This is a genomic window from Streptomyces sp. NWU339 (assembly GCF_003143855.1).
Lineage (GTDB): Bacteria > Actinomycetota > Actinomycetes > Streptomycetales > Streptomycetaceae > Streptomyces.
The window spans coordinates 25848-37971 of record NZ_QFRK01000056.1 but is presented as its reverse complement, the minus strand read 5'-3'; the positions used below and the strand labels follow the sequence as shown (position 1 = coordinate 37971).

Below are 12124 nucleotides of genomic sequence, written 5' to 3'. Positions count from 1 at the left end.
CATCCCGGACAACGTGACCGTCTCGGTGCAGGGTCTGGCGGCCGGTGCCGCGGTCCTCGCCAAGGACCTGGTGCTGCCGGAGGGCGTGAAGCTGACGGTCGAGGAGGACACCGTCGTGCTGCAGGTCCTGGCCGCGCAGGCCGAGGAGGTCTCGGAGGGCGAGGAGGAGGCCGCCGAGGCCTGATCGTCCTCGCGGGCTTCGTCGCCCGCGGAGGCTTCGTATTCTTCGATGCGCGTCGGCCGCTGTTCCCGTGCGGGGCAGCGGCCGACGCGCATTCAGGACGCGGATGCGTGGATGCGCGGAGGCGTGAATACGTGAAGGAGGGAGACACGGACGTGACGACCGATGACGCGGCGGCGCCCTGGCTGATCGCGGGGCTGGGCAATCCGGGGCCGGAGTACGCGATGAACCGGCACAACGTGGGGTTCATGGTGGCGGACCTGCTGGCGGAGCGGGTCGGGGGCCGGTTCAAGCGGGCCGGGAAGGCCCAGGCTCAAGTGGTGGAGGGGCGGATCGGGCCGCCGGGTCCGGCGAGCCGGCGGGTGATCGTGGCGAAGCCGATGTCGTTCATGAACCTGTCGGGCGGCCCGGTGAACGCGCTGCGGGAGTTCTACAAGGTGCCGGTGGCCCATGTGGTGGCGGTCCACGACGAGCTGGACATCGAGTACGGGACGCTGCGGCTGAAGCTGGGCGGCGGGGACAACGGCCACAACGGGTTGAAGTCGATGACGAAGGCGTTCGGGCGGGAGTACCACCGGGCGCGGTTCGGGATCGGGCGTCCGCCCGGGCGGATGCAGGTGGCGGACTACGTGCTGCGGGACTTCTCGTCGGCGGAGCGCAAGGAGCTGGACTACTTCGTGGACCGGGCGGCGGACGCGGTGGAGTGTCTGGTGATCGAGGGGCTGGAACGGGCGCAGGGCACGTACAACTCGTGAGCCGGTTCCGGTGCCTCGCACCCGGCCGAGGTTGACCGACCGCAAGGGCATGGCCAAGGATCTCGGCCATGCCTTCTGCCGTCTCCTCCTCCCGGGGCGCTTCCCGGGGCTCTTCCCGGCGTTCCTCCGCCGCGCTGCGGTTCGGCCGGCTCGCGGCGATGGGCACGGTCACCGTGCTGATCCTGATCGCGGGTGTGTGGGCGTCGTGGGGCACGGCGCAGTACGTGATGCTGACGAAGGGCCGGGAGCGGGGCACGGTCACCGTGGCGTCGTGCGGTGCGGGGACCTGCAAGGGGGCGTACGCGCCGTTGTCGCCGGGGTCGCAGCCGCGGGCCGAGGTCGTGCTGGAGGACACGGCGGCGGTGGCGGAGGGGCGGACGTACACGGTGGTGGTGAAGCCGGACGGGACCGAGGTGGTGCGTTCGGGTCCGGCGGGGGTGCTCTACGCGTGGGTCCCGCTGGGCGGGGCGCTGATGCTGGCGTCGGTGGTGGTGGCGGGCGGGTTGCTGCGGACGCGGCCGGCGTGGGTGATGGGGTTGTCGGGCGTGGCGCTGGTGACGGCGGCGTTCCTGGTGAGGTGAGGGCGGGCCCGTGCGCGGTCCGGTGCACGACGGACGACGGTGCCCCCGGGCCGGTGTGCGGCTCGGGGGCACCGTCGTGCGCCGTGGGGGTCAGCCGGTGTTGCGCAGGCCGGCGGCGACTCCGTTGACGGTGAGCAGGAGGGCTCGGGCGAGCAGGGGGTCGGGCTCCGTGCCGGCGGTGGCGGCGTCGCGCTGGCGCTTGAGCAGGGCCACCTGGAGGTAGGAGATGGGGTCGAGGTAGGCGTCGCGGATGGCGAAGGTCTGCTTGAGCACCGGTTCGGCGTCCAGGAGTTCGCTCTCGCCGGTGACGCGGAGCACCTCGGCGACGGTGAGTTCGTGTTCGACGCGGATGGTGTCGAACACGTGCTTGAGGTGGTCGGGGACGAGGGTGTCGACGTAGTGCCGGGCGATGCGCAGGTCGGTCTTGGCGAGGGTCATCTCGACGTTGGAGATGAAGTTGCGGAAGAAGTGCCACTGCTCGTGCATCTCGTCGAGCACGGTGTCGAGGCCGCTCTCGCGCAGGGCCTTCAGTCCGGAGCCGACGCCGTACCAGCCGGGGACGATCTGCCGGGACTGGGTCCAGCCGAACACCCAGGGGATGGCGCGCAGGCCGTCCAGTCCGGCGCCGGAGTCGGGGCGGCGGGAGGGCCGGGAGCCGAGGTGGAGGTCGGCGAGCTGGTCGACGGGGGTGGAGGCGAAGAAGTAGGCGGGCAGGTCGGGGTCCTCGACGAGCCGGCGGTAGGCGGCGTGGGCGGCGTCGCTGACGACGTCCATGGCGGCGTCCCAGCGGGCGAGCGCCTCGTCGGACTGGCGGGGTGCGGTGTGCAGGGCGGACGCCTGGAGGGTGGCGGCGACGGTCAGTTCCAGGTTCTCCCGGGCGAGCGAGGGGATGAGGTACTTGTCGGAGATGACCTCGCCCTGTTCGGTGACCTTGATCTCGCCCTCGAGGGTGCCCCAGGGCTGGGCGAGGATGGCGTCGTGGGTGGGGCCGCCGCCGCGGCCGACGGTGCCGCCGCGGCCGTGGAAGAGGCGCAGGCGGACGCCGTAGCGGTGGGCGACGTCGCGCAGTCGGCGCTGGGCGCGGTGGATCTCCCACTGGCTGGTGGTGATGCCGCCGAACTTGGAGGAGTCGGAGTAACCGAGCATGACCTCCTGGACGTCGCCCCTGAGCGCGACCAGGCGCCGGTAGGACGGGTCGGCGAGCATGTCCTCGAGGATGGTGTCGGCGGCCTTCAGCTCGTCGGTGGTTTCGAGGAGCGGGACGATGCCGATCTTCGCCCAGCCGGCGTGCAGGTCGATGAGTCCGGCCTCGCGGGCGAGGACGGTGGCGGCGAAGACGTCGTCGGCGCCCTGGCACATGGAGATGATGTAGGACTCGATGACCTCGGGGCCGAAGATCTCCAGGGCCCGCTTGACGGTCTGGAAGACGCCGAGGGTCTTCTCACCGGCCGCGTCGACGGGTGCGGGGGTGGGGGCGAGGGGGCGGCGCGACCGCAGTTCCTTGGCGAGGAGCTTGGTGCGGTAGTCGCGGGGCATGTCGGTGTAGCGCCAGGATTCCTCGCCGAGCCGGTCGAACAGCTGGCCGAGGGCGTGGTGGTGGGCGTCGGCGTGCTCGCGTACGTCCATGGTGGCGAGCTGGAGGCCGAAGGCGGCGAGGGTGCGGATGGTGCGGGCGAGCCGGCCGTCGGCGAAGAGGCCGCCGCGGTGTTCGCGCAGTGAGGCCTGGATGATCCGCAGGTCGGTGAGGAGTTCGCCGGTGCCGAGGTAGTCGTGGCCTGGCTGGTGCGGGGTGTCCTTGGCGAGGCGCTGCTTGGTGTTCTCGAGCTTCTGCCGGATGCAGGTGGCCTTGAGCCGGTAGGGCTCCTCGGCGTTGAGGCGCTTGTAGCGGGGGCTGATCTCGGGGAGGGCGTCGAGGTCGGCCTTCAGGGAGGTCAGCAGTTCCTCGGTGGCTCCGGCGTAGCGGATGGAGTTGGAGAGGAATCCGCGGAGTTCGTCGATCATCTCCAGGGCGTCGTTGATGCCGTGTTCGTGCTGGAGGATGAGGACGTCCCAGGTCACCTGGGGGGTGACGTTGGGGTTGCCGTCGCGGTCGCCGCCGATCCAGGTGCCGAAGGTGAGGGGGCGGGTGTCGTCGGGGAGCTTGACGCCGGCGCGTTCGAGTTCCGCGGTGAGGTCCTCGAGGACGTCGCCGACGGCGCCGGCGTGGAGTTCGTCGAGGTAGTAGATGGCGTTGCGGGCCTCGTCGGCGGGTTCGGGGCGGACCACGCGCAGTTCGTCGGTCTGCCAGACGAGGTCGATGTTCTCGGCGAGGCGGATGTCGAGGCGGCGCCGGTCGGAGGCGATGACGGGGGTGTCGAGGAGGGCGGCGATGCGGCGCAGCTTGTTGAGGACGGAGCGGCGTGCGGCCTCGGTGGGGTGGGCGGTGAAGACGGGGCGGACGTTGAGGTGCCGCACGGTTTCCCGCAGGTGTTCGGGGTCGGCGTCCTTGAGGCGGTCGGCGGTGCGGGAGAGCAGTCCGCCCTCGGTGGCGCGCCGGGCGCGCAGCTCGCGGCCCCGGTGGACCTGTTCGGTGACGTTGGCCAGGTGGAAGTAGGTGGAGAAGGCCCGGACCAGCTTGGCGGCGGTTTCGAGTTCGGTGCCGCGCAGCAGTTCGGCTGCGGCCTCGCCGTCCTCGCGGGTGAGGCGGCGGACCTTTTCGACGAGGTCGAGGAGTTCGGGGCCGTCCTGGCGGACGAGGGTTTCTCCGAGGAGATCACCCAATCGGCGGATGTCGGCCCGCAGTTCGCTGCTCGTGCTCGCCGTGGACACGTTCTGGTCGTCGGCACTGCTCACAGGTGCGGCTCCTTGCAGTGTTGAAGCTGGTCTGGAGGAACCCCGGACGGCGTCTCGGGCGGCTGGTACCGCATACGGGCCGGGCATCCGGGAAGGAATCAGAGCGGACCGCGCTGTCCGACCGGCTTCCAGGATAGGTCTCGGCCGGGGCGCGCAGGCTCTTGGGCTCGTGCCGCCGGACCGCGCACTGCCATACTTACGTTGCCGTAGGTTACGGGGCCGTAGGGAGTATCGCGCGGTTCCGCTGCCCGGCGTCACCCTCAACCCTCATACCTCACAGGGGACACGCATGACCTCAGGCCCCGATGTCATCGACGAAGCCTCCAAGAGGCCCGCGCCCGACTCCCGCTCCGACGCCGCCGTCGTCCCGTCCGCCACGCTGGGCGGCGAGCGCAAGCGCTCCATCGAGCAGATCACTCTGCTGCTCTTCATCATCGTGCCGTTCCTGGCGCTGCTGGCGGCGGTGCCGCTGGGGTGGGGCTGGGGGGTGAGCTGGCTGGATCTCGGACTGCTGGTGTTCTTCTACTTCCTCGGCTGCCACGGCATCACCATCGGTTTCCACCGTCACTTCACGCATGGTTCGTTCAAGGCGAAGCGGCCGCTGAAGATCGCGCTGGCGGTGGCGGGTTCGATGGCGGTGGAGGGGCCGCTGGTGCGCTGGGTGGCGGACCACCGCAAGCACCACAAGTTCTCGGACGCGGAGGGCGACCCGCATTCGCCGTGGCGGTACGGGGAGTCGGTGCCGGCGCTGCTGAAGGGGTTGTGGTGGGCTCATCTCGGCTGGATGTTCGACGAGGAGCAGACCCCGCAGGACAAGTACGCACCGGATCTGATCAAGGACCCGACGCTGCGTGCGATCTCCCGCCAGTTCATCCTGTGGACGGCGTTGTCGCTGGCGCTGCCGGCGCTGATCGGCGGTCTGGTGACGATGTCGTGGTGGGGCGCGTTCACCGGCTTCTTCTGGGGGTCACTCGTTCGGGTGGCTTTGTTGCACCATGTGACGTGGTCGATCAACTCGATCTGCCACGCGGTGGGCAAGCGGCCCTTCAGGTCGCGGGACCGTTCGGGCAACGTGTGGTGGCTGGCGGTCCTGTCCTGCGGTGAGTCCTGGCACAACCTGCACCACGCCGACCCGACGTCCGCGCGGCACGGGGTGGAGCGGGGGCAGCTGGACTCCTCGGCCCGGCTGATCCGCTGGTTCGAGCAGTTGGGCTGGGCGTACGACGTGCGGTGGCCGTCACGCTCGCGTATCGATTCGCGCCGTAACAGCCGTAACAGCGGGGTGGGCGGCTCCCGGCGCGGGCGGGAGACGGCTGAGGCGGCATGATGGTCGCTGTGGCGACCGACTCCAGCAACACCTCGAGCAACGACAAGCCGCGGCGGACGCGCCGCACCCGGATGACCGGTGCGGAGCGCCGTCAGCAGCTGCTGGAGATCGGCCGCACGTTGTTCGCGGCGAAGGGTTTCGAGGCCACGTCGGTGGAGGAGATCGCGGCGAAGGCCGGGGTCTCCAAGCCGGTGGTGTACGAGCACTTCGGCGGCAAGGAGGGCCTGTACGCGGTGGTGGTGGACCGCGAGATGCGGCGCCTGCTGGACATGGTGACGAGTTCGCTGACCGCGGGGCATCCGCGGGAGCTGTGCGAGCAGGCGGCGTTCGCGCTGCTGGACTACATCGAGGAGTACACGGACGGTTTCCGCATCCTGGTCCGCGACTCCCCGATCCCGCAGTCGACGGGGTCCTTCGCCTCCCTCATCTCGGACATCGCCACCCAGGTGGAGGACATCCTGGGCCGCGAGTTCAAGAGCCGCGGCTTCGATCCCAAGCTGGCTCCGCTGTACGCGCAGGCGCTGGTGGGGATGGTCGCGCTGACCGGCCAGTGGTGGCTGGACGTCCGCAAGCCGAAGAAGGCGGAGGTGGCCGCCCACCTGGTGAACCTGGCCTGGCACGGTCTGGACGGCCTGGAGCCCAAGCCCCGTCTGATCGGACACCGGAAGAGCTGAATCCCCGGCCCGGGCACGTGGCATCGTGTGCCCATGACCGAGATGACGATCAGCGAGGCCGCCTCCCGGTTGGAGGATCTGGTCCACCGGCTGGGAGGCGGCCGCGAGCCCGTCGTTCTCACCGGCGAGGGCGGCGTGACCGCGCTCCTCGTCGCGCCCCAGGTGATCGAGGATCTGGAAGACGCCCTGGCCATCGCCGAGTACCGACGCCGGAAAGCCGAGGGGACCCTCGAAGAGGGCATCCCGCACGCGGAGGTCGGACGCCTGCTGGGCCTGCGTCCGTGAGCCGACGGGAACGTCAGCCGGCCGGCTCCAGGAACTCCAGCCGGTTGCCCACCGGGTCCTCGGAGTAGAAGCGCCTGTGGCCGGGGAGGTCGTCGTCCCAGATGACCGGAGCACCGTGGCACGCCAGGCGGGCGGCGTACGCCTCGATGCCGGTCACCCTCAGGCCGGGGTGGGCCTTCCCGGCGGGCCGGAAGTCGTCCTCGATGCCCAGATGGAGCTGCACGCCTCCCGCCCGGAACCAGCAGCCGCCGCGCACGGCCAGAGCAGACGGCTTCGGCACCTCGGTCATGCCGAGGACATCGGCGTAGTACACGCGGAGGCGGTCCTCGGAGCCGGGCGGTGCGGCGAGCTGCACATGGTCGACGGCGGCGAGCATCCGTCACGCCTCCTTGACGGCGACCGCGAAGAGCCGGCGGAAGGGGAAGGGGGTGCCGTGCGGCCCCGCCGGGTAGGCGGCGCGCAGGGCGGTGCGGTACTCCTCGACGAAGGCGTCCCGTGCCTCGGGGTCGTCGGCGAGGGCGGTGAGGACGGGCCGCAGGCCGGTTCCCCTGACCCAGTCCAGGACGGGGTCCGGCCCGCGCAGCAGATGGATGTACGTCGTCTCCCACACGTCGGCCGCGCAGCCGGCGCCGGTGAGGCGGTCCAGGTAGGCGGCGGGGGTGAGGACGGCGTCGGCGTGGCGCAGGGTGCCGGAGAGGCGGGCCCGCCAGCGCGGGGAGTGGGCGAGTTCGCGCATGAGGGTGTGGCTGGGGGCGTCGAAGTTGCCGGGCACCTGGAAGGCGAGGGTGCCGCCGGGGGTGAGTGAGGCGATCCAGTCGGTGAACCGGTCCGCGTGCCCGGGGACCCACTGCAGGGTGGCGTTGCTGACGATCAGGTCGTACGGCCGGTCGGGCGTCCAGGTGCGGACGTCGGCCCGGGCGAAGTCCAGTCGGCCGCCGCCCGAGGTCGGGCCCTGGTGGTCGACGTGTGCTCTGTCGAGCATCTCGGGCGAGTTGTCGTAGCCGGTGATGCGGGCGGCCGGCCAGCGGTCGGCGAGCAGGGCGGTGACGTTTCCGGCGCCGCAGCCGAGGTCGGCGATGCGGGGCGGGTCGCCGGGGAGCTCGGGGACGCGGGCGAGGAGGTCGAGGAAGGGGCGGGTGCGCGGACCGGCGTGACGCAGGTACTGGACGGGGTCCCAGGTGGGATCGGTGACCGCGGACATGGAGCCTCCTGGAGTCGGCCGACGGGTACCCAGCGTCCCGCACATATTATCTCGCCGTCAAGAAACTTGGCTTCAAGAGACTTCACGTCGACACAACCACTACACTGATCGCCATGGAGGACGAGGTCGATCGGCTGGTCGCAGCATGGCGCCGGGAGCGCCCGGACCTCGACGTGGAACCGCTCGAGGTCCTCAGCCGGGTGAGCAGGCTCGCCCGGCATCTGGACCGGGCCCGCAGGCTCGCGTTCTCCGAGCACGGCCTGGAGCCCTGGGAGTTCGACGTACTGACCGCGCTGCGCCGGGCGGGCGTCCCCTACCAGCTCTCGCCGGGACAGCTGCTCACCCAGACGCTGGTCACCTCGGGCACGATGACCAACCGCATCGACCGCCTGACCAAGAAGGGCCTGGTCGCGCGGCTGCCCGATCCCAACGACCGGCGCGGCGTCCTGGTCCGCCTCACGGACGAGGGCCGCGACCGCGCCGACCAGGCACTGGCCGGACTGCTGGCGCAGGAGCGGGCGATCCTCGCCGAGCTCTCCCACCTCCAGCGCGGCGAACTGGCGGGCCTGCTACGCCGGTTGACCGCCCCGTTCGACAACATCCCGGGCTGAGGCCTGCCCCGGGTCGACGGGCCCCACACCCGCCCGCCGGGCGAGGGCGACGGCGGCGAGCGTGGAGTGCACGCCCAGCTTGCCGAGCACGTTCTGCATGTGCGTGCGGACGGTGTGCGGGGACAGATACAGGCGCTCGGCGACGGCCTTGCGCCCCAGGCCCGCGACCATGCACCGCAGCACCTCCCGTTCCCGCGGGGTCAGGGTCTCCACGAGCCGTTCGCTCTCCGTGCGGTGCTTGCGCGCGGCGGTCAGTTCGCGCAGGACGCCGGTGAGCAGGGCGGGCGGCAGATGCGTCTCGTCGCGCAGCACGCCCCGGATGACGGTGAGCAGCCGGCTCAGCGAGCAGTCCTTGGCCACCCAGCCGCCGGCGCCGGCCTGCAGGGCGAGCGCGGCGCGGCGCGGGTCGTCCTTCTCCGCGAGCACCACGATCCGTACCTGCGGGTGGACCGAACGCACCCCGGTGACCAGGGACATCCCGTCGAAGAGGCCGTCCTCGTCGGCCGCCTGCACCGGTAGGGCCGGACGGACGCCCGCCACCTTGCCGCCCAGGTCGGCGTCGACGAGGATCACGTCGAACCGCCGCCCCTCGCCGACGGCGCGCTCCAAGCAGCGCAGCGCGGCCGGGCCGCTGCCCGCCGCGGACACCTCGACGTCGGGCTCCGCGGCCAGGGCCGCGGCGAGCGACTCGGCGAAGATGCGATGGTCGTCGACGACCAGGACTCGGATACGTTGCACGAAACCCCCTTCCCCGAGCTCTCTGCAGAGCTGGGGACTACCCCATGGTCAAAGGACGACACCCACCCCGGCGCGGGTGCGAACCCGAAGCCGGGCCCCGGATCCACCGGACCGGCCTCGACCGGATCCGGGACGGACCGCTCGGCACCGCCCGGCCGCCGCCGTGCGCTCCCGCCGCCCCGCCCCGGGCTTCGTACCCGAGTGTCTCGCCCCCTGAACGGCGCCGGCCCCCACCGGCGCTGCTCATCAGAGTACGGACGGAGGCGGCCGGCGGAAGGTTATTTGCAGAACTGGCGGCCTTGCGCGTTTATGGTGAGCCGCATGTTTCGTCTTGAGACAGAAGTCGACAGAGCCCGACGTGATCTGCTCCGCAGGCGGCTGCGGGACACGAACACGGCTGCCTCACCGGTACTGCGCGCCCTGCGCGGAACCCCCGACGAACGCGAGTCCCCTTTGCACGTGTGGGCCTCGGACCCGGCCGGCGCCCTGGCGGGCGGCCTGGTCGGCCACACCTGGACGACCTGGCTGCACGTGACGTACCTGTGGGTCGACGAGCGCCACCGGGGAGCGGGCCTCGGCACCCTCCTCCTGTCCACGGCGGAACGCATCGCCGCCGACCGGCGCGGCTGCCGCTCCTCCCGCGTGGAGACCTGGGACTTCCAGGCCCCGGAGTTCTACCGGCGCAACGGCTACGAGGTGGTCTGCGCCCTCCCCGACTACCCCCCGGGCATCACGGAGTACACCCTGACCAAGCGGTTGGGGTGAGGCGTCAAAGCTCGTCGAGCCCGTCCGAGGCGACGTCGCCTCGGACTGGCTCACCCGGCAGCCGGTGTTCAGTTCCGGAGCGGCCCGCCGCACCCCCACCGATCCGGTGTCGACCTCGATGTCGGCGCGGCGCAGCTCGGCCGGCTCCTCCGGGCGCATGGAGGCGAAGGAGCCCAGCAGGACCATCAGCCGCCGACGGATCCCGACGTCCTCGGCGAGCACGAAGACCTGCTCGACGGTGGCGACGGGCCGCTCGTCCGCGTCCTCGTGCCCTTCTCCCCGAAGGGAGCAGGGATTTCGCCGGATCAGTTCGTCCTCGACCGCCGTCTGCATGATGGCCTTCAACAGCCGGCAGGACTTGGCGGCGGTGGTGGCACCGGTCGCTTCGAGGCCATGACACCGCCGTGGCCTGAAGGTCGAGTACATCCACCGGCGCATCTTCGCCACCCGGCCGAGGCGCGGATGCGGATCGCCACCTGGATCACCGATTTCCACAACGCGCGCCGACTGCACAGTGCGTGCGGCTTCAAAAGCCCGATCGACCACGAACGCACGTACTGAGCCGACTTCAGCGTGGGGCCGGCTGCGGGGGAAGGACTCCACAGTTCGAGGGACTGGCAGGCCGGAAACTGCCCGGCAACTGCCCTGTCTTCTGCCTGGGATGTTCGCTCCGGGTGCATAGCATCGTTGTTCACCCCTGCTTATGCCCCCGCAGACCAGGAGATGAGATGAATGGCGCCCTGGAACCACAGGTGAACCTCGCCGCTCAGCGGCAGATCGAGGCGCTTCTGGGCCAGTTGGGCCGTGATGGCGAGGGCACCGATCCGGTGAGCCAGGCTCAGATCAGCGGGCTGCGAACGGTGTTGTGCCTTCTGCAAAGCGAATGTGGGCCGCTGAGCCTTTCGCAGCGCACCGAGCTGCTGCGGGCCGCACGCGGGTATGCCCGTACAAGCACTCTGGTGACCTCGTACCTGCTGGACGAGGCGTTGACCCAGGTGGGTTGAGCTTGTCCGGATCCTCCTCGTGCACCTGGTGTTCACACCAGGCAGTGGTGGGTCTCCCCCCTTCTCGGCCGGCGCCGACGCGATGACGCGGCGTCGGCCTTTCATGTTTCTGCTCATAGGTCCGCGCCGAATTCCCGCGGCCGGGATATGCGGCCAGGAGGCAGGTAACCGGCAGTTCCGGCAACAGGGCGGCGGAAATACCCTCCGACCGGTGGATCGGGGTCGGAATACTCCCTTCCTCCTTGCGGGCCGAATGCGGGGGCACATACGTTCTGGCCGTCGCCCTTCGGAATTTCGAGCGGGCTCCGGCACGAAAAAGCAACGTAGGGAGCACTTCATGTCGTTCGACGAGATCACCCCGGCGAACATCGAGAAGTACCTGGCGAGCCACTTCGCGAGCACCATGAGCGACGAAACGCTTCGTGATCTCTCCCAGGACTTCCGCCGCAACGGTTACGTCAAGCTGCCGAAATTCGTTTCGGAGAACCTCTTCCAGACGGTCACAAAGGAATGCCACCGCCTGCTGGACCTTCACCAGCGGCGCATCGACATCCGTCTCAAGGAGACCAGCGACTCCCCGCGCTTCATGAGCACGGTGAGCCAGAAGGCGATCGAACAGGACAGCGAGCTCATCCGCACGATCTACAACTCCGAGGCGATGATGGGCACTCTGTCGCGCATCGCCGCCCAGCCGGTCCTGCCCTGCCCGTGGGACGAGGAGAAGTACGTCCTCATCCGCCAGCACAAGCAGGGCGACACCCACGGCTGGCACTGGGGCGACTTCAGCTTCACGGTGATCTGGATCATCGAGGCGCCCGAGGCCGAGTACGGCGGCCAACTCCAGGCCATTCCGCACACGGACTGGAACAAGAACGACCCGCGCGTGCATGAGTACCTGGCGAAGCACCAGATCTCGACCTACCCGCACGCCACCGGCGAAATGTACTTCCTGCGCTCGGACACCACGCTGCACCGCACCATTCCACTCAACGCCGACAGGACCCGGATCATTCTCAACACCTGCTGGGGCAGCGAGAAGGACCAGGAGAAGCAGGCGAGCCACGAGACGATGACGGCGATGTTCAACTGCTGACGGCCCGTAGATACTGCTGACTGCCAGGGGATACCGCCGCGGAGCCACGGAATCCGTGGGATTCAGGTTCGGATTCA

At 70.2% G+C, this 12124-nt stretch carries 14 protein-coding genes and 1 pseudogene; 11 read left to right on the top strand and 4 right to left on the bottom strand.

The window, feature by feature from the left end; translation table 11 throughout:
* From DIZ27_RS37330 to DIZ27_RS37320, 3 genes and pseudogenes are all read left to right on the top strand, one after another.
* Nucleotides 1–184 (top strand): annotated as a pseudogene (locus tag DIZ27_RS37330) (50S ribosomal protein L25); the annotation flags it as partial.
* 152 nt (nt 185–336) lie between these two features.
* Nucleotides 337–936 (top strand): aminoacyl-tRNA hydrolase, encoded by a 600-nt coding sequence (gene pth, locus DIZ27_RS37325; protein ID WP_258308719.1) that lies wholly within the window; start codon nt 337–339, stop codon nt 934–936.
* A 68-nt stretch (nt 937–1004) separates the two neighbouring features.
* Complete coding sequence (locus DIZ27_RS37320) at nt 1005–1517, top strand: hypothetical protein (protein WP_109382831.1); 513 nt, start codon at nt 1005–1007, stop codon at nt 1515–1517.
* Nucleotides 1518–1607: 90 nt separating this feature from the next.
* Here the strand turns inward: DIZ27_RS37320 and ppc are convergent, their stop codons facing one another.
* Entirely contained in the window at nt 1608–4349 is a 2742-nt protein-coding gene (gene ppc, locus DIZ27_RS37315; RefSeq protein ID WP_109382830.1) for a phosphoenolpyruvate carboxylase, read from the bottom strand.
* A gap of 289 nt (nt 4350–4638) precedes the next feature.
* On the opposite strand from ppc, the gene DIZ27_RS37310 reads away from it, so the two are divergent.
* Genes DIZ27_RS37310 through DIZ27_RS37300 form a run of 3 tightly spaced genes read left to right on the top strand, consistent with a single transcriptional unit; the run spans nt 4639 to nt 6635 of the window.
* Complete coding sequence (locus tag DIZ27_RS37310) at nt 4639–5676, top strand: fatty acid desaturase (RefSeq protein ID WP_109382829.1); 1038 nt, start codon at nt 4639–4641, stop codon at nt 5674–5676.
* Nucleotides 5673–6350 (top strand): TetR/AcrR family transcriptional regulator, encoded by a 678-nt coding sequence (locus DIZ27_RS37305; RefSeq protein ID WP_109382828.1) that lies wholly within the window; start codon nt 5673–5675, stop codon nt 6348–6350. Before DIZ27_RS37310 ends, DIZ27_RS37305 begins: the two co-directional genes overlap by 4 nt.
* Nucleotides 6351–6383: 33 nt before the next feature.
* The gene (locus tag DIZ27_RS37300) at nt 6384–6635 is read left to right on the top strand and encodes a type II toxin-antitoxin system prevent-host-death family antitoxin (RefSeq protein WP_109382827.1); all 252 of its coding nucleotides are present in this window, start codon (nt 6384–6386) and stop codon (nt 6633–6635) included.
* Nucleotides 6636–6648: 13 nt separating this feature from the next.
* Here the strand turns inward: DIZ27_RS37300 and DIZ27_RS37295 are convergent, their stop codons facing one another.
* Complete coding sequence (locus DIZ27_RS37295; protein ID WP_109382826.1) at nt 6649–7011, bottom strand: VOC family protein; 363 nt, start codon at nt 7009–7011, stop codon at nt 6649–6651.
* Nucleotides 7012–7014: 3 nt separating this feature from the next.
* Nucleotides 7015–7836 carry a trans-aconitate 2-methyltransferase gene (locus tag DIZ27_RS37290; RefSeq protein ID WP_109382825.1) on the bottom strand — a complete coding sequence of 274 codons (822 nt, stop codon included), beginning with the start codon at nt 7834–7836 and terminating at the stop codon, nt 7015–7017.
* 113 nt (nt 7837–7949) lie between these two features.
* On the opposite strand from DIZ27_RS37290, the gene DIZ27_RS37285 reads away from it, so the two are divergent.
* Nucleotides 7950–8447 carry a MarR family winged helix-turn-helix transcriptional regulator gene (locus DIZ27_RS37285; protein ID WP_109382824.1) on the top strand — a complete coding sequence of 166 codons (498 nt, stop codon included), beginning with the start codon at nt 7950–7952 and terminating at the stop codon, nt 8445–8447.
* Here the strand turns inward: DIZ27_RS37285 and DIZ27_RS37280 are convergent.
* The gene (locus DIZ27_RS37280) at nt 8406–9185 is read right to left on the bottom strand and encodes a response regulator transcription factor (protein WP_109382823.1); all 780 of its coding nucleotides are present in this window, start codon (nt 9183–9185) and stop codon (nt 8406–8408) included. The two genes, DIZ27_RS37285 and DIZ27_RS37280, sit on opposite strands and share 42 nt — an antisense overlap.
* A gap of 321 nt (nt 9186–9506) precedes the next feature.
* Between DIZ27_RS37280 and DIZ27_RS37275 the strand changes: the two genes are divergently transcribed.
* The 4 genes from DIZ27_RS37275 to DIZ27_RS37260 all read left to right on the top strand — a co-directional run bounded on the left by DIZ27_RS37275 (nt 9507) and on the right by DIZ27_RS37260 (nt 12047).
* Nucleotides 9507–9950, top strand: coding sequence for an N-acetyltransferase (locus tag DIZ27_RS37275; RefSeq protein WP_109382834.1), 444 nt, complete (start codon nt 9507–9509; stop codon nt 9948–9950).
* A gap of 267 nt (nt 9951–10217) precedes the next feature.
* Nucleotides 10218–10511 carry a hypothetical protein gene (locus DIZ27_RS48975; RefSeq protein WP_181383881.1) on the top strand — a complete coding sequence of 98 codons (294 nt, stop codon included), beginning with the start codon at nt 10218–10220 and terminating at the stop codon, nt 10509–10511.
* Nucleotides 10512–10678: 167 nt separating this feature from the next.
* Complete coding sequence (locus tag DIZ27_RS37265; RefSeq protein ID WP_258308717.1) at nt 10679–10954, top strand: hypothetical protein; 276 nt, start codon at nt 10679–10681, stop codon at nt 10952–10954.
* A gap of 337 nt (nt 10955–11291) precedes the next feature.
* Nucleotides 11292–12047, top strand: coding sequence for an ArpA protein (locus DIZ27_RS37260; RefSeq protein WP_109382822.1), 756 nt, complete (start codon nt 11292–11294; stop codon nt 12045–12047).
* The last annotated feature ends 77 nt before the right edge of the window (nt 12048–12124 follow it).

What these genes read in the sequence shown, in the direction of transcription:
- DIZ27_RS37260 (WP_109382822.1), top strand. Translation starts at nt 11,292, where the DNA reads ATGTCGTTCGACGAGATCACCCCGGCGAACATCGAGAAGTACCTGGCG.
- DIZ27_RS37290 (WP_109382825.1), bottom strand. Translation starts at nt 7,836, where the DNA reads ATGTCCGCGGTCACCGATCCCACCTGGGACCCCGTCCAGTACCTGCGT.
- DIZ27_RS37295 (WP_109382826.1), bottom strand. Translation starts at nt 7,011, where the DNA reads ATGCTCGCCGCCGTCGACCATGTGCAGCTCGCCGCACCGCCCGGCTCC.
- DIZ27_RS37300 (WP_109382827.1), top strand. Translation starts at nt 6,384, where the DNA reads ATGACCGAGATGACGATCAGCGAGGCCGCCTCCCGGTTGGAGGATCTG.
- DIZ27_RS37320 (WP_109382831.1), top strand. Translation starts at nt 1,005, where the DNA reads ATGCCTTCTGCCGTCTCCTCCTCCCGGGGCGCTTCCCGGGGCTCTTCC.
- DIZ27_RS37275 (WP_109382834.1), top strand. Translation starts at nt 9,507, where the DNA reads ATGTTTCGTCTTGAGACAGAAGTCGACAGAGCCCGACGTGATCTGCTC.
- DIZ27_RS37310 (WP_109382829.1), top strand. Translation starts at nt 4,639, where the DNA reads ATGACCTCAGGCCCCGATGTCATCGACGAAGCCTCCAAGAGGCCCGCG.
- DIZ27_RS37265 (WP_258308717.1), top strand. Translation starts at nt 10,679, where the DNA reads ATGAATGGCGCCCTGGAACCACAGGTGAACCTCGCCGCTCAGCGGCAG.
- DIZ27_RS37305 (WP_109382828.1), top strand. Translation starts at nt 5,673, where the DNA reads ATGATGGTCGCTGTGGCGACCGACTCCAGCAACACCTCGAGCAACGAC.
- DIZ27_RS37285 (WP_109382824.1), top strand. Translation starts at nt 7,950, where the DNA reads ATGGAGGACGAGGTCGATCGGCTGGTCGCAGCATGGCGCCGGGAGCGC.